General features: G+C 72.5%; 16 protein-coding genes. 7 read left to right on the top strand and 9 right to left on the bottom strand.

Going from position 1 to position 22,842, the window contains the following annotated elements; all coding sequences use genetic code 11:
• The first annotated feature begins 214 nt into the window (after window positions 1-214).
• From FM125_RS01805 to ybaK, 3 genes are all read left to right on the top strand, one after another.
• Window positions 215-1,108, top strand: a complete 894-nt coding sequence (locus FM125_RS01805) for a sulfurtransferase (RefSeq protein WP_087133455.1) — start codon at window positions 215-217, stop codon at window positions 1,106-1,108.
• Window positions 1,109-1,331: 223 nt separating this feature from the next.
• Window positions 1,332-1,793: a SufE family protein gene (locus FM125_RS01810; RefSeq protein WP_067188875.1), complete on the top strand. Its 462-nt coding sequence runs from the start codon at window positions 1,332-1,334 to the stop codon at window positions 1,791-1,793.
• Window positions 1,794-1,795: 2 nt separating this feature from the next.
• Window positions 1,796-2,314 (top strand): Cys-tRNA(Pro) deacylase, encoded by a 519-nt coding sequence (gene ybaK / locus FM125_RS01815; RefSeq protein ID WP_087133456.1) that lies wholly within the window; start codon window positions 1,796-1,798, stop codon window positions 2,312-2,314.
• Between the two features lie 67 nt (window positions 2,315-2,381).
• Here ybaK and FM125_RS01820 read toward each other — a convergent pair whose 3' ends face one another.
• The 7 genes from FM125_RS01820 to FM125_RS01850 form a co-directional block, all read right to left on the bottom strand.
• Window positions 2,382-4,709 carry an acyltransferase family protein gene (locus tag FM125_RS01820; RefSeq protein ID WP_143745183.1) on the bottom strand — a complete coding sequence of 776 codons (2,328 nt, stop codon included), beginning with the start codon at window positions 4,707-4,709 and terminating at the stop codon, window positions 2,382-2,384.
• A 489-nt stretch (window positions 4,710-5,198) separates the two neighbouring features.
• Window positions 5,199-5,816 (bottom strand): phosphatidylinositol phosphate synthase, encoded by a 618-nt coding sequence (gene pgsA / locus FM125_RS01825; protein WP_067192342.1) that lies wholly within the window; start codon window positions 5,814-5,816, stop codon window positions 5,199-5,201.
• Window positions 5,816-6,361 (bottom strand): HIT family protein, encoded by a 546-nt coding sequence (locus tag FM125_RS01830; RefSeq protein ID WP_245829722.1) that lies wholly within the window; start codon window positions 6,359-6,361, stop codon window positions 5,816-5,818. The genes pgsA and FM125_RS01830 overlap by 1 nt, the downstream gene beginning before the upstream one ends.
• A gap of 125 nt (window positions 6,362-6,486) precedes the next feature.
• Window positions 6,487-8,508, bottom strand: a complete 2,022-nt coding sequence (gene thrS, locus FM125_RS01835; RefSeq protein ID WP_087133458.1) for a threonine--tRNA ligase — start codon at window positions 8,506-8,508, stop codon at window positions 6,487-6,489.
• A 180-nt stretch (window positions 8,509-8,688) separates the two neighbouring features.
• On the bottom strand, window positions 8,689-10,398 hold the full coding sequence (locus tag FM125_RS12060) for an HNH endonuclease signature motif containing protein (RefSeq protein WP_245829716.1): 1,710 nt from the start codon (window positions 10,396-10,398) through the stop codon (window positions 8,689-8,691).
• A 133-nt stretch (window positions 10,399-10,531) separates the two neighbouring features.
• A complete protein-coding gene (locus FM125_RS01845) occupies window positions 10,532-14,503 on the bottom strand; it encodes a DNA polymerase III subunit alpha (RefSeq protein WP_087133460.1) in 3,972 nt (1,323 codons plus the stop codon).
• Window positions 14,504-14,696: 193 nt separating this feature from the next.
• Window positions 14,697-15,026, bottom strand: coding sequence for a DUF6504 family protein (locus FM125_RS01850; RefSeq protein WP_067190157.1), 330 nt, complete (start codon window positions 15,024-15,026; stop codon window positions 14,697-14,699).
• Window positions 15,027-15,412: 386 nt separating this feature from the next.
• Here FM125_RS01850 and FM125_RS01855 point away from each other — a divergent pair, with 386 nt between their 5' ends.
• On the top strand, window positions 15,413-17,569 hold the full coding sequence (locus FM125_RS01855) for a calcineurin-like phosphoesterase C-terminal domain-containing protein (protein ID WP_245829718.1): 2,157 nt from the start codon (window positions 15,413-15,415) through the stop codon (window positions 17,567-17,569).
• Window positions 17,570-17,745: 176 nt separating this feature from the next.
• On the opposite strand, the gene FM125_RS01860 is transcribed toward FM125_RS01855, so the two are convergent.
• Window positions 17,746-18,828 carry an arsenic resistance protein gene (locus tag FM125_RS01860; protein ID WP_219337011.1) on the bottom strand — a complete coding sequence of 361 codons (1,083 nt, stop codon included), beginning with the start codon at window positions 18,826-18,828 and terminating at the stop codon, window positions 17,746-17,748.
• A gap of 106 nt (window positions 18,829-18,934) precedes the next feature.
• Window positions 18,935-19,771 carry an SOS response-associated peptidase gene (locus FM125_RS01865; protein WP_087133461.1) on the bottom strand — a complete coding sequence of 279 codons (837 nt, stop codon included), beginning with the start codon at window positions 19,769-19,771 and terminating at the stop codon, window positions 18,935-18,937.
• Between the two features lie 334 nt (window positions 19,772-20,105).
• Between FM125_RS01865 and FM125_RS01870 the strand changes: the two genes are divergently transcribed.
• The 3 genes from FM125_RS01870 to FM125_RS01880 all read left to right on the top strand — a co-directional run bounded on the left by FM125_RS01870 (window position 20,106) and on the right by FM125_RS01880 (window position 22,781).
• Window positions 20,106-21,200, top strand: coding sequence for an S-(hydroxymethyl)mycothiol dehydrogenase (locus FM125_RS01870; RefSeq protein WP_067190150.1), 1,095 nt, complete (start codon window positions 20,106-20,108; stop codon window positions 21,198-21,200).
• Window positions 21,200-21,856 (top strand): MBL fold metallo-hydrolase, encoded by a 657-nt coding sequence (locus FM125_RS01875; RefSeq protein WP_070638968.1) that lies wholly within the window; start codon window positions 21,200-21,202, stop codon window positions 21,854-21,856. The genes FM125_RS01870 and FM125_RS01875 overlap by 1 nt, the downstream gene beginning before the upstream one ends.
• Before the next feature lie 163 nt (window positions 21,857-22,019).
• Entirely contained in the window at window positions 22,020-22,781 is a 762-nt protein-coding gene (locus tag FM125_RS01880) for a uridine kinase family protein (RefSeq protein WP_245829720.1), read from the top strand.
• Window positions 22,782-22,842 lie beyond the last annotated feature (61 nt).

The following is a 22,842-nucleotide window of genomic DNA, read 5'->3' on the forward strand; positions in this document are numbered from 1 at the left end:
GGCGTGCGTTGTCCCGGTTCACTGTACCGTCCGCCGCCTGCACCGACGATGACGGTTTAGGACAGCCTGCCTATTAGGACCCGCCGCCCTCGCGTAATCTGACGGCCGAGGGCCCGGCCCGGACGCCGGCCGCCGAACGCGGCGTCTCCGCACGGAGGACGGCACCGGAGAGGGCCCGCAGGCCAGACCCCATCGACAGGAAGAGGTGCCCCTGATGGCCGAGACCTCCACCGAGTTCGCCGAGTACGCCCACCCTGAGAAGCTCGTCTCCACCGCCTGGGTCGCCGAGCACATCGGCGACGAGGACGTCGTGGTCCTCGAGTCCAACGAGGACACCCTGCTCTACTCCACCGGTCACATCCCCGGTGCCGTGAAGATCGACTGGCACACCGAGCTCAACGACCCGGTGACCCGCGACTTCGTCGGCCCGGAGGCCTTCGCGGAGCTGCTCGGCTCCAAGGGCATCGGCCCGGACACCACCGTGGTGTTCTACGGCGACAAGTCCAACTGGTGGGCCGCCTACGCCCTCTGGGTCTTCACCCTCTACGGCCACAGGGACACCCGCCTGATGAACGGCGGCCGCGACAAGTGGATCGCCGAGGGCCGCGAGACCACCCGCGAGGTCCCGTCCGTCACCCCGGTCGACTACCCGGTGACCGACCGCGACGACACCACCGATCGCGCCGCCCGCGAGGACGTGTTGGCCGCCCTCGGCTCCACCCCGCTGATCGACGTGCGCTCCCCCCAGGAGTACACCGGCGAGACCACCCACATGGACGGCTACCCGCAGGAGGGCACCCTCCGCGGCGGCCACATCCCGACCGCCGCCTCCGTGCCGTGGGCGAAGGCCGCCAACGAGGACGGCACCTTCAAGTCCCGCGCCGAGCTCGAGGCGATCTACCGCGACGAGGCCGGACTCGGTGAGACCGACAAGGTGATCGCCTACTGCCGCATCGGCGAGCGTTCCTCCCACACCTGGTTCGTGCTCAAGCACCTGCTCGGCTACGAGGACGTCCGCAACTATGACGGCTCCTGGACCGAATGGGGCAACGCCGTGCGCGTGCCGATCGTCATGGGCGACGAGCCCGGCCGGGCCCCGCAGCGCTGACCTGCGCCCGGCGGACTCGCCCGGAGCGGCGTCCGCCTGCCCCGCCTCACTGCCTGGGATCTCAGGGACTTCCCGACGGCGGCCGGTCGCCTTCCGCACGAAGGTGACCGGCCGTCGTCGTCCGTCTGCGGCCCGGAGAACCGGTGGCCCAGGGCTGAAGGACGCCTCCGCTGACGTTCTCTGGGCCTGCCGGCGGCGGCATGGGGTCCTAGGATGGTGAGCCATGACCGAGAACACCGCGCTGCCCACCGCCCTGGCCGAGATCGTCGACGACTTCACCGCGGTCCCGGACCCGGAGAAGCTGGAGCTGCTGCTCGAGTTCTCCGACGAGCTGCCGGAACTGCCGGCCCGCTACGACGGGCATGAGGAGGAGATGGAGCAGGTCGTGGAGTGCCAGTCCCCGCTCTTCCTGGCCGTGGAGATCGAGGGCGAGCCCGCCGGCGGACAGTCCGTGATGCGCCTGTTCATCACCGCACCCCCGGAGGCGCCGACCACGCGGGGCTTCGCCTCCGTGCTCTCGCAGGGACTCGATGGGCTGACCGCCGCCGAGATCCTCGGCGTACCGGACGACATCCCGAATCGCCTCGGCCTGGCCCAGGCGCTGACGCCGCTTCGCCTGCGCGGCATGTCCGCGATGCTCGGCCGCATCAAGCGCAACGTGAGGGACCTGACGGCCGAAGGCTGACGATGGCGCGCAGGAAGGACGCCGGGGATGCGCCGACGCCGGCCGTCGCCGCACTGACCCGGGCGGATGCCGTTCACACCCTGCACCGCGTGGAGATCGACGACGGACACACCGCCGCGGACGCCGTGGGCGTGGGCGAGCGGATGGCCACGGCGCTGGGCGTGGAGCCGGCCCGCGTGTTCAAGACTCTGATGGTGCAGGTGCCGGATGGTTCGCTGGCGGCCTGCGTGGTCCCGGTGTCCGGGCGGCTTGATTTGCGGGCCGCGGCGAAGGCCCTCGGGGCGAAGAAGGCCGTGATGGCGGGCCGCGAGGAGGCCGAGCGCAGGACCGGATACGTCCGCGGCGGGATCTCACCGTTCGGCCAGCGGCAGCGGTGCCCGGTGCTGGTGGACGAGAGCGTCCTGAACTGGGCCACGGTGTTCGTGTCCGGCGGGCAGCGGGGGCTGGACATCGAGATCGCGCCCGCTGACCTCGTGCGGGTTGCGGACGCGACGGTGGCGCCGATCGAACGAGGACCCTAGCGAAGAAGCGTTCTACTGATACAGATCCATTTATCAGTGGAGCGCTTCTTCTCTTTGCTGAGGGGTGTCAGTCGGCGATGACGCGGTCGAGCCGTTCCCACAACGCGTCGTCGAGCGAATGGGAGAAGGTCGCCGTCATGTGATGGGAGTCCATGTAGACCAGGGCATTGCCAACCACGGGCGCGCAGACCGGGCCCGGGCAGATGAAGTCGTTGAGGTCGATCACCTCGACTTCGGGCACCTGCTCGGCAGCGGCGAGGATGTCTGGGGTGCCGGAGTCCGCCAGGCCCTCCTCGCGGTCCCAGGAGCAGGCCGCGATGTCGTCGCTGTGGCGTTCGACGCACTCCGGCACGGGCCGGCTCGCATGCGGCGGGTCCGCCAGCACCACGGTGTGGTCCGCGTGGGCGACGAGCTTCTTCCATCCCTCCGCCATGCCGTCGGCGGCGGAGGAACCGTCCGCGTCACGGTAGAAGCTCGCCGAGGTGATGATGACGTCCGCCTGCTCGGCCTCGACCTCCTTGATCACCTTCTCGTTCCAGGAGGTGCATTCGGTGAACGGGCGCGGTCCGCCGTTCTCCTCGGACAGTTCCACGGTGTGCGTGGTGATCGGGCAGGCGCCCTTGACGTAGGAGACCACGTTCCATCCCCGTTCGAGGGCCTCGTCCACGATCGCCTCAGACCAGTGGTGGACGTGGGAGTCACCGACCAGCAGGACAGTGGTGTCAGCGTCCGGGTCGCCGTCCTCGCAGCGCTTGGCGGTGTCGTCCGCGGCCTCGACCTGGCAGTCCCGATACAGCAGCGGCGAGCCGTCCCGGGAGCCCGAGGACGGTGCGGGGACGATCTGATCGACGCTGAGCCCGGCGAGCTCGTCCATCGGGTCCCAGCCCTCCGGCGGGGAGGCAGGCTCCTCGGCCTCGGCGTCCTCGGCGGAGGCGAGGGCTTCCGCCCGATTCGAGCCGGCGGCCGTCGTCCCGTCGGCAGGTCCGGGCTCCGGGTCCTCGTCGGTCGCGATGCCCGCGCCGGCGGCCCCGGCGCCGGCGACCGCCCCTTCGGTATCCGGCAGGGCGGTGCGCTGGGAGGCGGTGAACGCGAGCGCCAGGGCGAGCGCGCAGACGCCGGCGGTGGCGAGGCCACCGGCCAGCAGCGGGCGGAGGGTGCCTCGGCGTCGACGACGGCGTGCCTTGGCCCGGGTCTGGGCGGCGGTGGGCGACGCTGCGGCCGAATGCGACCCCATGAAGGGCTTCTCGACGGCGATGCGCAGCAGCCAGGCCACGGGCACCGACGCAGCCGCCAGCACCAGGCCCAGCCACAGGGGAAGGCCCTCGGCGAACCGCCAGGAGGCGATCGCGATCACCGGCCAGTGGACGAGATACAGCGAGTAGGAGAGGTCGCCGACCCACCGTGCCGGCCGCGAGGACAGCAGGGTGCCGACGCCGGCGCCGTGGCGATCGCCCTCCGCATGGGTGCCGGCCAGGATCATCAGGGCCGAGCCGACGACCGGGACCGCGGCCTTGTAGCCCGGGAACACGGTCTCTTCCGTGAAGACGACGACGGCGGCCAGGACCATGGCCAGACCCGTCCAGCCGAGCACGACACGGAGCCGGGCGGGCAGTGCGGGCAGGAGCACGACGAGCGCGGCCAGTGCCGCGCCGACGCCGAGCTCCCAGGCGCGCGTGGTGGTGATGAAGTAGGCCGCCCCCGGGTTCTGCGGGGTGTAGAGCACCGAGTGCACGAGGGACACGACGCTCACGACGGCGGCGACCAGGAGGACCCGGATGGCGACGGCGCGGGGATCGAGGGCCGGTTCGCCGGCAGTGGGGGCGGCCTGTCGAGCGGCGCGTCGGCGGGGCCGGCCGTCGGTGCCGGTGGGGGCAGCGGCGCGGCGACGCAACGCGAACGCGACGAAGGCGACCAGCAGGAGCGGCCAGACGAGGTAGTACTGCTCCTCCACGCCCAGGGACCAGTAGTGCTGGAGCGGGCTGGGCGCGGCGTCGGCGTTGAAGTAGTCGGTGCTGTCGGCGGCCAGGGACCAGTTGGCGACGCTCAGTGCCGCCCAGAGGCCCGTCCAGCCGAGCGACTCCCACCGGGACAGCGGCAGGAACGCCCACCCGGCGGCCAGGGTCAGGGCGATCACGACGAGGGCTGCCGGCAGGATGCGCCGGACACGCCGCACGTAGAAGTCGGTCAGGCAGACACCGCCGGTGCGGCTGATCTCCTTGATCAGAAGCCCTGTGATGAGAAAGCCGGAGATGACGAAGAAGACGTCGACGCCGACGTAGCCTCCGGGCAGCCAGGGAAGGCCGGCGTGGAACAGCAGGACGCTGAGCACGGCGAGGGCGCGGATGCCCTGGATGTCGGCGCGGAAGCGATGGGCAGCGAGGCCGGTGGGAGGCACCGTGGTCCTCGCCCGCCTCCCGGGGCATCGACGGGGGCGGAACTGATGTGGGGCATGAAGCACGCAGACGGGGTCGGGGACGGAAGGACAGCCGGCCGGCACGGAGGGATGGTGTGACCGCGTCGGGGCGGCGGCGTCAGCGTGGCCCCGGCGGCCTGACGACGAGGCCCCGCGCACCGGGTGGCCACACGAGGCCGTGGTCTGCGCGTCCAGACAGCTCGGCCAGGAGACGGCTAGCCGAGACTACTCAGCGGTCAGCAGAACACGCTGTGTAGACCTGTCATATCCCTGTGCGCTCAGAGCGCGGCGATTGGCTCGACTCCCGTGAGACGGGGCCGGCCTGGCCCGACGCCGGCGGCCGGCGAGGCGCTCTACGGTGCCGGCCTGGCCCGACGGAGATGCTCTGCAGGCTGTCCTGGCCCAACAACCGCGGCCGGCGAGGCGCTCTACGGGGCAGGCCAGGCGCGTGGCGTCCCATGCAGGGGGGGCTCACGTCTCGTGTGAGGTCAGCCACTGACGACGCACGGTGATCATGCGTTGGACCACAGTCACGAAGGAGGCGGCCGCCAGAAGGCAGAGAACGACGGTGAGAACGACCGCCGGCACGCCGATGCCCACGAGCCCTGCGGCCACGAGGGTGACGATGAGACGCTCGGCCCGTTCTGCGATGCCGGTGTCTGCGGTGAACCCGAGTGCCTCAGCCTTGGCACGGACATAGGAGACGAGCATGCCCGACGCCAGGCAGAGGGAGGCGGCGACGCCGAGGACGGTCTGCTCCCCCACCCCGAAGGCCCACCACATCAGCCCCAGGAAGACCGCTGCGTCCTGCACCCTGTCCAGGGTCGAGTCCAGGAAGGACCCCCAGCGGCCGGTGGTGCCGGAGAGCCGGGCCATGACGCCGTCGAGGACGTCGGAGAACACGAAGAGCGTGATCACCATGACGCCCCAGAAGAGGTGTCCGACGGGGAAGAGCGCCAGTGCACCGACGACCACGCCCAGCGTTCCGGCCACCGTGACCGCGTCCGGGGTCACACCCCAGCGCAGCAGCAGCCGCGCCGGAGGCGTGAAGATGCGGTTCGTGGCCCCGCGGGCATGGCGGTCCAGCATCAGCAGGCGTCCCCGTCCTGCCGCTCGGCGAACTCCGCGGCGGCCTCGTCCCAGGCGGTGTGGAGCAGCTCCCAGGTCTGGCCGAGGGTCTGTGCCATGTTCTTGGTCTGGGCGATGATCGGCAGGAAGTTCCCGTCACCGGACCAGCGCGGCACCACGTGCTGGTGCAGGTGTGCCGCGATGCCGGCCCCGCCGACCGCGCCCTGGTTCATGCCGAGGTTGTAGCCGGCGGGGTTCGCGACCTTCTCCAGGGCGACCATGGCCGTCTGGGTCAGGCGCGCCATCTCCGCGGCCTCCTCCGCCGTGATGTCCGTGTACAGGGGCACGTGGCGGTAGGGGCAGATCAGCAGGTGGCCCGGGTTGTACGGGTAGAGGTTGAGCAGCACGAAGCAGGTCTCGCCTCGGTGCAGGATCAGGCTGTCCTCGTCCGAGCGGGACGGGCCGGCGCAGAACGGGCAGGTGTGCTCGTCCTTGACCTGCTCCTGACCCTTGGACACGTACGCCATCCGATGGGCGTTCCAGAGGCGCGAGAAGGCATCGGGCACCCCGGCGAGGGTGTGCTGGTCGGTGGCCCGGCCGTCGTCGGGAAGGCCGTGGCCCGCCGCGGGCGCGTCCGCTGCGCCGGTCGGCGACTGCCGTCCGGCGTCGGGGGCGTCGTGGTGAGGCCGGATCACGGGGTCACCTCGCGGTCGCGCACCGCCTTCACGATGCGGGCGACGGCCTCGTCCACCGGCACGCCGTTGTCCTGCGAGCCGTCACGGAAGCGGAAGGACACGGCGCCGGCCTCGGCGTCCTCGCCGCCGGCGATGAGCACGAACGGCACCTTCTCCTTCGAGGCGGTGCGGATCTTCTTCGGGAAGCGGTCGGAGGAGTCGTCCAGGCGGGCGCGGATGCCCTCGGCCCTGAGCTTGTCCACGACCTCGGCGAGGTAGTCGTTGAACGCCTCGGCCACCGGGACGGCGACGACCTGCTCCGGGGCGAGCCAGGCCGGGAAGGCGCCGGCGTAGTGTTCGGTGAGCACGCCCAAGAAGCGCTCGATCGACCCGAACTTCGCGGCATGGATCATGACCGGCTCCTGGCGGGAGCCGTCCGCGGCCTGGTACTCGAGGCCGAAGCGGGCCGGCTGGTTGAAGTCGTACTGGACGGTCGACATCTGCCAGGTGCGGCCGATGGCGTCGCGGGCCTGCACCGAGATCTTCGGTCCGTAGTAGGCGGCTCCACCCGGATCCGGGACGAGCTCCAGGCCGGTCTCGCGGGCCACGGTCTCGAGCACGGAGGTCGCCTCGGCCCACTGCTCGTCGGTGCCGATGAACTTGTCCGACTCCGGGTCGCGGGTGGACAGCTCCAGGTAGAAGTCGTCCAGGCCGAAGTCCTTGAGCAGCCCGAGGATGAAGTCCAGCAGGTGCTTGACCTCGGCCGGCGCCTGCTCGCGGGTCACGTACGAGTGCGAGTCGTCCTGCGCGAAGCCCCGCACACGGGTCAGCCCGTGGACCACACCGGACTTCTCATGGCGGTACACATGGCCGAACTCGAAGAGGCGCAGCGGCAGCTCGCGGTAGGAGCGGCCCCGGGAGCGGAAGATGAGGTTGTGCATGGGGCAGTTCATCGCCTTGAGGCGGTACTCCTGCCCCTGACGGGTGATGTTGCCGTCCTCGTCGCGCTCCTCGTCCACCTTCAGCGGCGGGAACATGGTGTCCGCGTAGTACGGCAGGTGACCCGAGGTGTGGAACAGGCCGTCCTTCGAGATGTGCGGGGTCCCGACGTACTGGAAGCCCTCCTCGATGTGCCGCTGACGGACGTAGTCCTCCATCTCGCGCTTGATGACGCCGCCGCGCGGATGGAAGACCGGCAGGCCGGAGCCCAGCTCGTCCGGGAAGGAGAACAGGTCCAGCTCGGCGCCGAGCTTGCGGTGGTCGCGGCGCTCGGCCTCGGCCAGGCGCTCCTGGTAGGCCTTGAGGTCCGCCTTGGTGGGCCAGGCGGTGCCGTAGATGCGCTGCAGCTGCCTGTTGTTCTCGTTGCCGAGCCAGTAGGCGGCGGCCGAGCGGGTGAGCGCGAAGGCGTTGGAGATCAGCTTCGTGTTCGGCAGGTGCGGGCCGCGGCAGAGGTCGCACCAGACGGCGTCGCCGGACCTGCGGTCCACGTTGTCGTAGATGGTGATCTCGCCGACGCCGACCTCGACGGAGGCACCCTCGCCGGCGTTCTCGGCATTGTCCTTCTTGCCGAGCAGCTCGAGCTTGTACGGCTCAGCCGCCATGGCCTCACGGGCCTCGTCCTCGGTGACGACGCGGCGGGCGAACATCTGGTTCTGGTTGACGATCTTCAGCATGAGCTTCTCGATCGCCTTCAGGTCCTCCGGGGTGAAGGGCTCGGCGACGTCGAAGTCGAAGTAGAAGCCGTCCGTGATGTACGGACCGATGCCGAGCTTGGCGTCCGGGCGCAGCTGCTGCACGGCCTGGGCCATGACGTGGGCGGTCGAGTGACGCAGGACGTTGAGCCCGTCCGGCTCCGAGATGTCCACGGCCTCGACGGAGGCGCCCACCGGGACCTCACGCGACAGGTCCCAGAGATGGCCGTCGACGCGCATGACGACGGTGGTCTTCTGGTCCTTGTAGAGCTCCAGACCGGTGGTGCCCTCAGTCACCTCCCGCATCTCTCCGTCGAGGGTGATGAGGATCTTCTTCGGGTCGGACAATGGGTGCTCCTTGTTCACATCAGGCTTCAGGGCTGGTGGCATACGGGGGCCACCGCCAGCCGGGACAAGTCTAGACCCGGGCAGGCAGGCATGCGTACGGGCCGGCGGGCATGCGTACGGGCAGACGGGCACAGGAAGGCCCACGACGCCACGACCCGCCCGCGGTCCCTGCCTCCTGCGCTACTCGTGCCGCGGATGTCCCCGCGTCCGGTGGTACTGGTTCCGTCTCGGCGTCCGATCCGGGTCGAGGTGCCGGGCCGGGGTGAACCAGGGAACACCGTCCTCGACGTCGATCTCCCACCACCCGGAGTGGACCGCATGGTGATGGTGTGAGCAGAGGAGCACCCCGTTGTCCACGTCGGTCGGACCCCCGTGCTCCCAGTGGTCGATGTGGTGGACCTCGCACCAGGCCGCCGGGATGGTGCAGCCGGGGGCGGCGCATCCGCCGTCGCGGGCGGTGATGGCCTTGCGCTGGGCGCGGGTGAAGAGTCGGCGGGCTCGGCCGAGGTCGAGGATCTCGCCTTCGCCGCCGAGCACGGCGGGGATGATGTCTGCGTCGCAGGCGATGCGGCGGATCTGCCGCGGATCGACCGGACCGGTGAAGTCCATGCAGGACAGGGCCCGGCCGTGTGCGGCTCCGAACGCCACGCCGGCGGCCCCCGCTCCGAACGCCACGCCGGCGGCCCCCATTCCGCCCGTCCTCCCGGGGGCGGTGCCGTTCGTCCACGCGGGGTCGGTGCCGGTGCCGTCGGCCCCCAGGACGGCACCGCTGACCTGGCGCAGCAGCGTCTCGTAGTCGATGGTGACGAGCAGCTGCGGACGGTGGCCGCCGCTGCTCGGAAGCACGTCGGAGCCGGCGTGCGCGAGGGCCGACTGCAGGGCGCTGATCACGGTGTCGGCCTGCTTCTGGCCGCGGCTCCGCGGATCGGTGTGCAGATCGGTGTGCGGTGCGGCGGCCGCTCGGCTGCCGGACCGGCCACCGCCGGCCTCCCGGTCGGCCCGGGGGTTGGTGGCCGCTGACGCGAGGGTCTGCAGCACCTCGTTCTGGACGTCGGTGACGAGCAGCTCCCACCGGTGGAGCCCCCGTCGTCGGCCCCGGTAGAACATGCCCTGCGCAGCGTTGAGCTCTGCCTCTGTGGGCGCACCGTGGTCCGGCATCACGACGGCGTCCACGTTCTGGCGCCAGCGCTGGCAGAGGCGGCGGATCGAGTCGGCGTCGAGGCGGGTGAGCTGCTCGGACAGGAGCCGGTCGGCGCCGGCGATCATGGCGTCCGCCTCGGTGTCCGGCACTCCGGCGAGACGGGCGTCTGTGCGCGCCTCGGTGAGGGTCTTGACCACCACGTCGCCGGCAACGGGGTCCACGTGCCCGCGGCTCATCGTCGCGGCGACGGCCGGCAGCTGCGGCGGGGTCACCGGCGCGGTGACGAAGGCCTGCTGCTCACGGGTCGCGGCCGCCCTCGCGATGCGCCGCTTCGCCTCGCGTCGATCCACGCGCAGGGTGCTGCGGAGGTAGTCGGCGGCATCCCGGTGGGCGCTCTTGCCCCGGGGCACGCCGAGGATCTCCTCGCGGTCGGCCTCGTTCTCGTGCGCCTTCGCGACGTGTCCGGCCAGCATCGCCTGGGCCGCCGCCACGGTCCGAGCCAGCCGTTCGACGTCTGAGATCAGCTCGGGCAGGTCCTCCTGCTCTCCGGTGGCCCACCAGTCCGGCCCTTCGAGCCGGCGCACCACGTGGTCGGCCAGTCGCTGTGCGACGGCGACCTCGTGGGCCATGGGCATGTTCGGGAAGTGGCGGGCGCGGGGATCACGCCGGTCCCGGAGACTTCCGGGGCGCACGGTGCCGGGTGGCCGCTCGTCCGCGGTCTTGTTCATCGTCTCTGTTGCGAGTGCCATGCACCCCACCTCCCTTCGTCCATACATTCGAACATCCGGGCCGGACACGATAAGCGCCACCGGCGACCGGGGCCGCACTGTCCTGGCCTCTCCTGCGGACAAGACCCTGCGTCCCGGCCGGCACGCACCCCGGTCAGCCGTCCGGCGTCGGAAGCAGCTCCCAGGTGTCCGGGTGGGGCACCGGGACGGCACGGTCATCGGACCTGCGGACCGGCCAGGGCAGCTGGCCGCCGGCCTGGACACCGGCCTGGGCGCCGGAGAGGGCGACGTCGAGGTCGCGGGCGACCCGGCCGACGTCGGCCTTGACGGGCCAGTGGCCCGTCGCATGGTGGGGCACCTCCGGCAGGCGGCCGGGATGGGCCCGTGCGCCGACCAGCACACCGTCCCTCTCCGCCGCCCGCCGCCGAGCAGCCTCCCGGTCTGCCCGGAGCCAGCGGGCCCAGGCATCGCGGGTGGAGTCGAGGTAGTCGGGGTCGGGCAGGGTCTCGGGCCGGTGGAGGTCCCAGGCGCGCACGGCCTGCACGGACACGGCCTTCGCTCCGGTGCGGCGCACGGTCCCCTCGATCAGCAGCAGCCGGGAGGAGAACAGCATCTCCCCCGAGGCGTGCTGGGCCTCGGTGAAGAAGGAGGTGTCCACACAGCCGGTGCCGTCGTCCACGGAGACGAACACGACGCGCCGGCCACTGCGCATCGGCGGTGTCTGGGTGGCCACGCGCACCCCTGCGACCAGCACCCGCGACTGGGACCGCAGCGAGAGCAGCCGCTCCGCCTTCGTCACCCCGAGCGCCTCCAGGTAGGGGGCGTGGGAGTCCATGAGGTGTGCGGTGACGTCGAGGGCGGTGAGGTCGAGCTCGGTGCGCACCCGGTCCGCGTTCCGCGGGGACGGGAACATCGGCGTCAGCGACTGCAGCTCCACATCCGGCAGGTCCAGGGACAGCTGCCCGTCCACCTGCCGCGGCCGCGCCTTCCGGGACGTCGTGGCGAGCCGCCCCGGACCCGAGCCGTAGCCGGCGGAGTGCTGCATCTCCAGATGGTGCACGAGGTCCGTGCGCGAGGCCCCGCCCGGCGGCAGCAGGCAGTCCAGCGCCCCGAGCTGCGCGAGCCGTTCGAGATTGCGGGCGGTCGGCCGGGCACGGTCGCGCACGTCGGCCAGGCTCATGTAGGGCCTCCCGTCCACGAGCCGCCGCACCTCGGCCTCGCTCAGCCCGGACAGCGCGCTCATCGGCAGACGGATCCCCCAGCGTCCCGGCCCGCGGGAGGCCCCCTGCGCAGACGCCCCCTGCCCAGATGCCCCCTGTGCAGACGCCCCCTGTGCAGACGCCTCCTGCGCAGACGGTCCCGGCACAGGCGGTTCCCCGACGACGGCCGCCTCACCCCCTCCTGCCGGCCCACCGGCGGAGGCGGGTGCCGTCGTCGGGAAGAGGGTCTCGGGCGTTCCCCCGTGGCCTCCATCGCGGGGCGGCAGTCCGAGCTCGGGATGGTCCGGCACCCATTCGACGCGGACGTGGTCGGAGGAGCGGTTCACGTCCACGGGGAGCACGGGGATGCCCATGCGGCGGGCCTCGGCGATCATGAGACGGGCGGGGTACATGCCGGGGTCGTGCTCGAGGATCGCGGCCATGAACGCCTCCGGGTGGTGCGTCTTCAGCCAGGCCGAGTGGTAGGTGGGCACTGCGAACGCCGCCCCGTGCGCCTTGCAGAACCCGAAGGAGCCGAAGGCGTGGAGGGTGGCCCAGACCTCGTCGATGACGTCGAGGCTGTAGCCGCGGGACAGGGCCCGGGAGCGGAAGAACTCCTCCACACGGGTCTCGGCGTCGGAGCCGATGAGACGGCGGAGCTCGTCGGCCTTGGCAAGGCCGCAGCCGGTCATGACGTCGAAGGTGCGCAGCACCTGCTCGTGGAACACGGTGACCCCGTGGGTCTCGGCGAGCACGGGAACGAGGTCCGGGTGCGGGTAGTGGGCCGGCGCCCACCCGTGCCGCTGTTCCAGGAAGGGGCGCACCATGTCCGACTGCATGGGGCCGGGGCGGAACAGGGAGATGTCCACGATGAGATCCTCGAACCGCTCCGGGGCGAGCTTGCCGATCAGCTCCCGCTGGCCCGGGGACTCGATCTGGAAGCAGCCGAGCGTGTGGGTGGTGCGGATCATCTCGTAGGTGGCGGGGTCGTCCAAGGGAACCTGCTCGAGGTCCACCTGCTCGCCGGTGGTGCGGGCGACCTCCTGGAGGGCGTAGGCGATGGCGGACTGCATGCGGACGCCGAGGACGTCGAGCTTGAGCATGCCCATGGGGTCCATGTCGTGCTTGTCGAACTGGCTCATGGGCAGGCCGAGGCCGGAGGGCTGCACGGGGGTGCGCTTCAGCAGGGAGGCGTCCCCGAGGATCACGCCGCACGGGTGCATGGAGATGTGCCGCGGCAGCCGGTCCAGGCGCTCGGTGAGGTCCACGAGCAGGTCCAGCTGCCGGCTGCCCTCGCGGCGCCCGGACTCGAGGCGCTCGGCGAAGCCGCGCAGCTCCGGCATGCGCTCGAGGGCGTCGCGGAAGTGGGAGGCGGAGAACCGCCACAGCTGCTTGGCCACCGCGTCCACCTCCGGGTCCGGCATGCCCAGGGCGAGCCCGGCGTCCCGCACGGCGCCGCGGGCCCGGTAGGCGTTCTGCATGCTCATCAGGGTGGTGCGCTGCTGTCCGAACCGTTCGAACAGCGCCCGGTAGACCTCGTGGCGGCGGGCGGACTCCACGTCGATGTCGATGTCCGGCAGGGTCGAGCGGTCGTCCGAGAGGAACCGCTCCATGAGCAGCCCCTGCGCCATGGGGTCCACGTGCGAGATCCGCAGGGCGTGGTTGACCAGCGAGGACGCTCCCGAGCCCCGAGCCGCCACGCGCACGCCGCGGCCCTCGATCATCCGCACCACCTCGGCCACCGTGAGGAAGTACCCGGAGAACCCGAGCCGGGAGATGATCCCGAGCTCGTGCTCCACACGCTCCTCGAGCTCCCGGCCGGCCGCCGTGGCGGCGAAGGCCGTGCCCGTGAACAGGTCCGGGTAGCGGTCGGCCACCCCCGCCAGGGTCCGCTCCCGCAGCACCCGTGCCGGGTTCCCCTCGATCCCGACGACGGCCGCCTCCGGAACGCGCGGCCGCCCCCATCCGAGGTCCTCGGCAGGGTCCACGGCACAGGCCTCGGCCAAGGCCTGGGTGGCCGCGAGCAGGGCTGCAGGGCGGATGTCCGCGGCGTCCGCGACCTCGGCGGCGATCTGCCGCATGGCCGCGGTGGGCTTGAGCCATCCCTGGCCGTTGGGCTGCAGGTCGTGCGCCCCGTCCAGGGCGCTGAGGGCCCGGACGGCGTCCAGGACGTCGGCGGTGGCGGCCCCGTCCGGGGCGGCGTAGCGGACGGCGTTGGTGAGCACGGCGGGCAGCCGGACCTGCGCGGCGGCGCGGACCATCTTCACGGCGTGCCCGGTGTCGCACCGCCGCCCGGGTGCGGAGAGGTGGCTGACCGCGTTGACGTGCAGGCTGCGGGCGGGCAGAGCGGCCTTCCAGCGGCGCAGCCCCTGCAGGCCGGCGTTCCAGCGGCGGCGGGCCAGGTGCCGGCCGACGTCCGAGTCCGGGCCGAGCAGGACGAACAGCTCGGGCGTCGGCGGGTTCTTCGGGTCCGCCGCGGTGGGCACCGGTCCGGCGGCGGCCGCGGCCAGCTCGGCGACCGTGAGCACCGGGGCACCGCCGCCGGCGCCGCCCGTGGTGCGGGCGTGCGCCGCCGAGACCACCCGGCACAGCGCAGCGTACCCGGAGCCCCCGCAGCCGCCGCGGGCCAGGATCACCACGCGGCCGGCTTCGGCCCCCGGCTCCTGCGTCCCCGGCCGCTCCCCCGGCGGCAGGTCTGCCCAGGTGACGGCGAGGTCCACGCCGACGATCGGGGCGATCCCGTGCTCCCTGCACGCGGAGACGTGCTTGGCCATGCCGTAGAGGCCGTCGCGGTCGGTGCAGGCGAGCAGGCGCTGCCCGTCGGCAGCCGCGGCGGCGACGAGTTCGGCGGGCCAGGACGCTCCGTAGTGCGCGCTGAAGGCGCTGGCGACCTGCAGGTGGGCGAAGGGCTCGGCGGTCTCGGTCATGCTGACACTCCTGTTCGACGGAACCGGCACCGCCCGATGACGGCGGACGGACCGGGCGGCGGGAAGCACGGACAGAGCGCGACGGGAAGCGCGGACAGGCGTGGGTGAGGCGGACGACGGAGGGAAGGGGCCGGCGTCGGGAAGGACGGGCGGGCGAAGGCCCGCACCTCACGGTGCGGCGGACAGGTGCGGGCTAGGCGGTGGCCACGAGGGGCAGGCAGACCCCGCCGTGGATGCGGATCAGACGCCAGCGGCCGGAGTCCAGGTGATGGGCGACGTCCACGGTCTGCAGCGGGGCGTTGCCGGCACGGGCGAGCCGGACCTGGAGGCGCCAGATCTCGTGGTCCACGAGGCCGGCGCCACGGCCCTTCTCGGCCCGGTGCTCCTCGGCCCACCAGCGGCGGCGCTCGTACCAGCGCACCGGACGCTCGGCGAGCGCGTAGTCCCGACCGTTCCAGCGGAGCCGGTGCGGCGTGCCGTCCTGCGCGCACTCCACGGCGACGGACTGCGTGAAGATTCCCATGGTCTTCTCCCTGATTCCCTGCTCGGTTCTGCCGGCGGACCGGCCTGTGCGGACCCGACGGCGGGATGCCGTCGGGCGGTGGGAGCGGCAGGCCCCGAGGGGCCCTGGACGGGAAGCGCTGGGAAGGCCGCACCCACCACGCTACTCGAACATGTGTTCGAATCGCTTCCCCGAAGCTACGGAGGCGGCCGGACACGATAAGCGTCACTGGGGCGTCGGGGTCCGGTGCGGTGCCCTTCATCCGGCCGTCACCGGCACGTCACACCGTGCTGTCAGGCTCGATGCCGCGCCGGGGCGTGCGGGGGCACGCCGGAGGGAACGGCGCGCTTCACGGCGCATGCCCCGGGGCTGTCCCCGACGACAGAACCGCAGAACAGAGGTACATCGTGAAGACCACCGCCTGCGTCCGCCGCCTCGGCGCCGGAGCCCTCGCCCTGACCCTGACCGGCGGCCTGCTCTCCGCAGCCGTCATCGCCCCGTCCGCCGGCGCCGAGAGCGAGTCCGCCGGCGCTGCGGCCGCTCCGGCCTCCTCCCCGCAGCACCGCCCGCACCCGGTCCACCCGGAGCACCCCGGCAAGGGGCCGAAGCACCCGCACCCGGTCCACCCGGAGCACCCGGGCAAGGGGCCGAAGCACCCGCACCCGGTCCACCCGGAGCACCCGGGCAAGGGGCCGAAGCACCCGCACCCGGTCCACCCGGAGCACCCCGGCAAGGGGCCGAAGCACCCGCACCCGGTCCACCCGGAGCACCCGGGCAAGGGGCCGAAGCACCCGCACCCGGTCCACCCGGAGCACCCGGGCAAGGGGCCGAAGCACCCGCACCACCCCGGCACCCCGGAGGAGTTCGACTGGGACCGTGACGCCTACCGCGGTCAGGTGGACGTGCGCCGCACCCCGCACGACTCCCGCCCGAAGGACCCGAACGTGCTCACCGGCCGCGTCTTCGTGGACGCGGACCGCGACTCCCGCCGCCACCCCTCGGAGAAGGGCCTGGCCGGTGTGCGCGTCTCCAACGGCGAGGACGTCGTCCTCACGGACAAGCACGGCCGCTACGAGCTGCCCGTCCGGGACAACATGACGGTCTTCGTCACCCAGCCGACCGGCTACCGCGTTCCGGTGGACGCGGACAACGTCCCGCAGTTCCACTACCACCACCTGCCGGACGGCTCCCCGGAGCTGGAGCACGGCGGCATCGCCCCGACCGGCGAGCTCCCGGCCGCCGTGAACTTCCCGGTGGTGGCGGACGAGCGCATGGCCGAGGAGGACCAGCGCTGCCTGATCGGCGGCGACGTCCAGACCTACACCGAGCAGGAGGTGGAGTACGCCCGCTCCGGCGCGTTCGCGGACCTGGCCGAGCGCACCGACTACACGGACTGCGGCATCCTGTTCATCGGCGACATCGTGGGAGACCGCCCGGACCTGTACCCGCAGACACGCGAGCTGTCCTCCATGCTCAACGGCCCGGCCTGGTTCCTGCCCGGCAACCACGACCTGGACTTCGACACCCCGGACTCCGAGCACGCCTTCGACAGCTTCCGCGCCGCCCTCGGGCCCGAGTACTACTCCTACGACGTCGGGGACGCCCACGTGATCGCCCTGTCCTCCGTGGAGTACCCGCTCGCAGACTCCAGCGGCTACAACGGCTCGATCGACGAGCGCCAGATGGAGTGGCTGCGCCAGGACATCGCCGTGACCCCGAAGGACAAGAAGATCGTGCTGGGCACCCACGTGCCGCTGATGTCCTTCGCGGACAGCACCTCGGCCACCCACTCGATCGACCAGGTGCCCGAGATCTACGAGCTGCTCGAGGGCCGTGAGGTCATCACGGTCGGCGGCCACACCCACTCCACCGAGAACCTGCGCGCCGGCGACCTCGTGGCCGGGTGGAAGGACCTGTTCGGCATCGACGGGCTGCCGTTCGACCACCTGGTGGCCGGCGCGATCTCCGGCGACTGGTACTCCGGACGCCTCGTGGACGGGGACCGGTACCCGCTGGCCGCCCAGCGCGACGGCGCCCTGCCCGGCGTGGTCACCCTGGACCTGACCGCCGAGGGCATCGCCTCCCGCTTCACCGTCCGCGGTGACGACGGCTCCGACCAGATGAGCCTCGGCCTGAACACCCCGGCCTACCGCGAGTGGTTCGAGGCCAACCAGGACCACGCCAAGAAGGGCGGCGCCAAGCCGCTGGCGGACCCGCACACCGTGGCCGCCGAGGACCTGGCCGGAACCTGGCTGACCGCCAACGTGTTCATGGGCGCCACCGGCACCCGGGTCGAGGTCAGCGTGGACGGAGCTGAACCGGTCCCCGCGACCCGCACCCAGGAGATGGACGGCGAGGAGGTCCGCGTGGGCGCCGAGTACTCGGACCCGACTGCGGCCCAGGAGCAGCTGGTGCACGGCGGCTCCCTCGCCGACCGCACCATGCACCTGTGGCGCCTGCCGCTGCCGTCGGACCTGGCCGCCGGCGAGCACACCGCCGAGGTCACCGTGACGGACCTCAACGGCGAGCGCCACACCGAGTCGATCGACTTCACCGTGCGCTGATCCTCGCCGCGCGCTGACGCGCGTCCCGCCACGACGACGGCCCCCGTCCCCTCCTCGCGGGGACGGGGGCCGCGCCCTGCCGACCGGGACCGAGCCGCGCCCAGCCGACCGGGACCGAGCCGCGCCCAGCCGACCGGGACCGAGCCGCGCCCAGCCGACCGGGACCGAGCCGTTGCTCACAGCGCCGGCGCCGCCTCCTCTCCCCGCACCGCGCGGGCCGCCATCCAGCGGCTGACCAGACCCATGCCGAGCAGCTCGACGAGCGACTGCGTCACGATCGCCGCACCGGCCAGTTCCCAGCCGGCCGGCAGCGCCACGGCGATCGGCAGCACCACGAACGAGTTCCTCGTGCCGAGCGTGCACACGAGGGTGCGGCGCTGTGGGCGCGGCAGTCCGGCGATGTCCCCGGCCACGGTCCCGGCCAGCACCGCGCCGCCGAGGTAGACCACGCACACCAGCGCGCCGACCCAGAGCACGCCGGACGCCTCGGCCACCGCCGGCGCACTGCCGGCGGCCACGAGGAAGACCACGGCGGTCAGCAGCGGGATCGGCCAGCGGGCCAGCCGCGCGCGCCGCGCCTCGCCCACCGGCGAGCGCTGCAGCGACCGCTCGAAGAACGCGGCGGCTCCGAGCGGCACCAGCACCACCAGCACGGCCCCGGCGGTCACGCCCGGGCTCAGCAGCGCCGCCCCGAGGCCCGGCAGTCCCCCTCCGGCGCCTCCGACGCCCGCGCCGATGCCTCCCCACAGCACCGTGAACAGCCACACCCACACGGGCAGGCTCACCAGCTGCAGCACCAGGTTCACGGGGGTGATGACCACGGCCGCGGCCCGGTCTCCCCAGGACAGGTAGGAGAAGGTCAGGAACCAGTCCGTGCACGGCACCGCGAGCACCAGCAGCAGTCCCAGCGCCAGGGCGGTCACCTGGGCCTCGGAGCCCACGAGCACTCTGCCGAACACCTCCACCCCGGCCACCAGGCACAGGGCGAACACCGGCATCACCAGCCCGTTGGCCACCAGCACGGTGCCGAGCCAGGGGCCGTCCCAGCCGGCCTCACGCAGCCGCTGCAGCGGGGTCTGGACGAAGGTCGCGAACAGCAGCGCCGCCAGCAGCGGCCACAGCAGCACACCGGTCACCGCTGACACACCCGGCAGCGCCAGGCCCAGGGCTCCGCCGAGCACGGCCGCGCCCAGGTACAGCCACACCTGGTGCTGCTCCAGGCCCGACGGCGGCGCCGTCGCCTCGGTCTGCGCCGTCACGTCCCCGGACGGCCTCGCTCCGGCAGGGCGGGGCACGGCGACATCGTCCGCGGGCCCCGTCTCCTCGTGCCCGGCCTGCCCCCGGGCCGGCTCCTGCGCGTGCCGCTCAGACAAGGGGTTCCTGCACCCCGCCCTGCGGCCGGATCAGCTCCGGCCCGTTGTTCCGCACGTTGCCCACGGCGGTGCCGACGGGGCGCAGCCGCCAGCCGCGCGCCACGGACTCGGCGTGCTCCACCACGCGCCCGACGAGGTCCTCCGCCTCCTCGGCGGAGCCGAGCTTCACCGGCTCGAGCCAGTCAGCCATCAGGGACTCGTCCAGGGGGACGGGCAGACGGTCGTGCAGGCGCCCCAGGGAGGCGAGGGTGCCGTCGTCGTCCTCCGGGTCCGGGGAGGCGCAGGTGAGGATGGAGCAGGAGAGCACCCACGGGTCCTCGCCGCGGGCCTGGGCCTCCGGGTCCTTCCACCACTCGTAGAGGCCGGCGAACCAGATGACGGGCCCCTCGCCGTCACCGGCTCCGGCGGGGTGCACGTAGAACGGCTGCTTCTTCGCCGCCTTCCCGTCGGCGCCCTTCTGCCCGGGGTCGGGGGCCTTCCACTCGTAGTAGCCTTCCACGGGCACGGCGCAGCGGCGGGCACGCACGGCCGCCCGGAACGTCGGCTTCTGCGCCACCGTCTCGGAGCGGGCGTTGAACGCACGCGAGCCCACGGACAGCTCCTTCGCCCACGGCGGCACCAGGCCCCAGCGGGCCACATGGATCCGCCGCGTCACCGCGGCGTCGCCGTCACCCGCCCCGGCGTTCCCCGCATGCGCCACCAGGATCGGCACCTCGGCCGTCGGGGCGACGTTCCAGTTCTCCCGGAGCACCAGCTCCTCATCCGGCTCGGCACCGCCCCGGGCCACCAGGTCCCCGGTCGCACGGGCCATCACGTAGCGGCCACACATCTCAACGGTCCTTCCCCTCGTCTGCTCGGCCTCCGGTCACAGCGCACTCGTCTGCTCGGCCTCCGGTCACAGCGCACTCGTCTGCCGCATCAAGTCTTCCCCGTCCCGGGCGACGGCGCCACACGCCACGCGTGCTGCGCGCCGGCCCCACCGGACCTGTGACCCGTGCATCCGCCGCCGACCCTGTGATGGGATGGAGGGACCGACGCGGGAGGACGCCCCACCGGCGTGGCGCCGCTCCGACCACACTGCGGGCCCGAAGGCCCGCGGGCCCCGGACCGGCACACACGCACCGCAACTGTCCGCCCGTGCACCCCACAGGAGAGGAGCCCACGTGCCCCAGAAGGTGAAGGCCGTCATCGCACGGTCGAAGGACGCCCCCGTCGAGCTGACCACCATCGTGGTCCCGGACCCGGGTCCGGGCGAGGCCGTCGTGGACATCAAGACCTGCGGCGTCTGCCACACGGACCTGCACTACGTCGAGGGCGGCATCGGAGACGACTACCCCTATCTGCTCGGCCACGAGGCCACCGGCGTGGTCTCCGCCGTCGGCGAGGGCGTGACGAACGTCGAGGTCGGGGACACCGTCATCCTGAACTGGCGTGCCGTCTGCGGCGAGTGCCGCGCCTGCAAGAAGGGGGACCTGAAGTACTGCTTCTCCACCTTCAACGCCGAGCAGAAGATGACCCTGGAGGACGGCACCGAGCTGGAGCCTGCCCTGGGCATCGGCGCCTTCGCCGAGAAGACCCTGGTCCACTCCGGCCAGTGCACCAGGGTGGACGGCGTGGACTCGGTGGACGAGCAGGCCGCCGTCGGGCTGCTGGGCTGCGGCGTCATGGCCGGCATCGGCGCCGCCGTGAACACCGGCGAGGTCAAGCGCGGCGAGTCCGTGGCCGTCATCGGCTGCGGCGGCGTCGGCGTGGCCGCGGTGGCCGGCGCGAAGCTGGCCGGCGCCACCACGATCGTGGCCGTGGACATCGACCCGAAGAAGCTGGCGAAGGCCGAGGAGCTCGGGGCCACCGTCACCGTGAACTCGAAGGAGCAGGACGCCGTCGAGGCGATCCGTGAGGCCACCGGCGGCGTCGGCGCGGACGTGGTCATCGAGGCCGTGGGCCGCCCGGAGACCTACGAGCAGGCCTTCTACGCCCGCGACCTCGCCGGCCGCGTGGTGCTCGTGGGCGTGCCGACCCCGGAGATGAAGATCGAGCTGCCCCTGCTCGAGGTCTTCGGCCGCGGCGGCGCCCTGAAGTCCTCCTGGTACGGCGACTGCCTGCCCGAGCGCGACTTCCCGATGCTCGTGGACCAGTACCGCCTGGGCCGTCTGCCGCTGGAGGCGTTCGTCACCGAGAAGATCGGCATCGACGAGGTGAACGAGGCCTTCGACACCATGAAGTCCGGCGACGTCCTGCGTTCGGTGGTGGTGCTCTGATGGCACGCATCGACCACATCGTCACCTCCGGCACCTTCTCCCTGGACGGGGAGACCCATGAGGTGGACAACAACGTCTGGATCGTCGGCGGCGCCGAGGAGTGCGTGGTCATCGACCCGGCCCATGACGCGCACGCCGTGTGGAAGGCCGTCAACGGCCGTCAGGTCCTGGCGATCCTGCTCACCCACGGCCACGACGACCACATCCGCCAGGTCATGGAGTTCCGCCGGATGGTGGACGCCCCCGTGCTGATCCACCCGGACGACCGCATGCTCTGGGACGCCGTGTTCCCGGACGAGGCCCCCGACGGCGCCCTGCAGGACGGCGACACCTTCCGCGTGGCCGGTGTGGAGCTCGAGGTCCGCCACACCCCGGGCCACTCCCCCGGCTCGGTGTGCTTCCACGCCCCGGCCCTGGGAGAGAAGGACGAGGACGGCACCCCCACCGGCGTCGTGTTCTCCGGCGACACCCTGTTCGCCGGCGGCCCCGGCGCCACCGGCCGCAGCTACTCGGACTTCGACACGATCATCGAGTCCATCTCCACGCGCCTGCTGCCGATGTCCGACCGCACCGTGGTCCACACCGGCCACGGCGACTCCACCACCATCGGCGCGGAGGCACCGCACCTGGACGAGTGGATCGCCCGCGGCCACTGACCGCCCTGCACCAGGGTGCGGGCCTTCGGCCCCGTCCCGACGACGGACCCGGCGACTTCCGCGGAAGGCGCCGGGTCCGTCGTCGTCTGCCCTCGGAGCCCTGGCGCGGTGGCCCTTCCGCAGGCGCACAGCATCTGAGGAGGGTCTGTCAGAATGGGTGACCGTGAACGACACCGCCCAGCCCGAGCCCGTCCAGCCCGAGCCCGCCGCGTCCGGGACCACCGGCTCCGCCGAGGCAACCCCCCGGCCACGCGTGGTGCTGATCGGCGGGGCATCCGGCTCCGGCAAGTCGTTCCTCGCCCGCCGCTACGGCCGTCCGCACCTGCCGCTGGACTCCTTCTACCGGCCGCAGTCCGAGGACGCCGCCGAGGGCGGGGACGGCCCGGCCTTCCCGCGCACCCCCTACGGGGAGATCGACTGGGACGACCCGGGCACCTGGAACGGCCCGGCCGCCGTCGAGGCGATCGTGCAGCTGCGTCAGACCGGGACCGCGCAGATCCCGGACTACGACATCTCCACGTCCTCGATCGTGGGCACGGTGCCGTTGCACCTGGAGTACGGGAACGGCTCCGAGGCCGACGCCTCGGGTGCCGGCGCCTCGGGTGCCGCCGGCGTGGGCGGGCCGATCGTGGCCGAGGGCATCTTCGCCACGCAGATGCCGGCCCTGCTCGAGGCGGCAGGGGTGCCCTTCGACGCCTGGTACATCGACCAGTCGCCGGTGACCACCGCCGTGCGCCGCTTCGCCCGGGACGTGGCCGAGCGCCGCAAGCCGATCCCCTTCCTGCTCCAGCGCGGCTGGGCCCTGTTCCGCACGGACGGCGCCCGGAAGCAGGCCGCGGTGGACGCCGGATTCGTGGCCCGCTCCACGGCGGACATGCAGCACGACCTGTTCGCCATGGCCGGTGCGCCCGCCGAGGACGCCTGAGCCCGCGCCGCAGGTCACGGGCGTGGGCGACCGGCCCGGGTCCTGCCGCCGGCGGCCGTCC

Origin of the sequence: Micrococcus lylae (assembly GCF_900163825.1) — a bacterium.
Lineage (GTDB): Bacteria > Actinomycetota > Actinomycetes > Actinomycetales > Micrococcaceae > Micrococcus > Micrococcus lylae.

Excerpts from the sequence above, each read along its gene's own strand:
- FM125_RS01805 (WP_087133455.1), top strand. The coding sequence starts at position 215 with ATGGCCGAGACCTCCACCGAGTTCGCCGAGTACGCCCACCCTGAGAAG.
- FM125_RS01810 (WP_067188875.1), top strand. The coding sequence starts at position 1,332 with ATGACCGAGAACACCGCGCTGCCCACCGCCCTGGCCGAGATCGTCGAC.
- ybaK (WP_087133456.1), top strand. The coding sequence starts at position 1,796 with ATGGCGCGCAGGAAGGACGCCGGGGATGCGCCGACGCCGGCCGTCGCC.
- pgsA (WP_067192342.1), bottom strand. The coding sequence starts at position 5,816 with ATGCTGGACCGCCATGCCCGCGGGGCCACGAACCGCATCTTCACGCCT.
- FM125_RS12060 (WP_245829716.1), bottom strand. The coding sequence starts at position 10,398 with ATGGCACTCGCAACAGAGACGATGAACAAGACCGCGGACGAGCGGCCA.
- FM125_RS01845 (WP_087133460.1), bottom strand. The coding sequence starts at position 14,503 with ATGACCGAGACCGCCGAGCCCTTCGCCCACCTGCAGGTCGCCAGCGCC.
- FM125_RS01850 (WP_067190157.1), bottom strand. The coding sequence starts at position 15,026 with ATGGGAATCTTCACGCAGTCCGTCGCCGTGGAGTGCGCGCAGGACGGC.
- FM125_RS01865 (WP_087133461.1), bottom strand. The coding sequence starts at position 19,771 with ATGTGTGGCCGCTACGTGATGGCCCGTGCGACCGGGGACCTGGTGGCC.
- FM125_RS01875 (WP_070638968.1), top strand. The coding sequence starts at position 21,200 with ATGGCACGCATCGACCACATCGTCACCTCCGGCACCTTCTCCCTGGAC.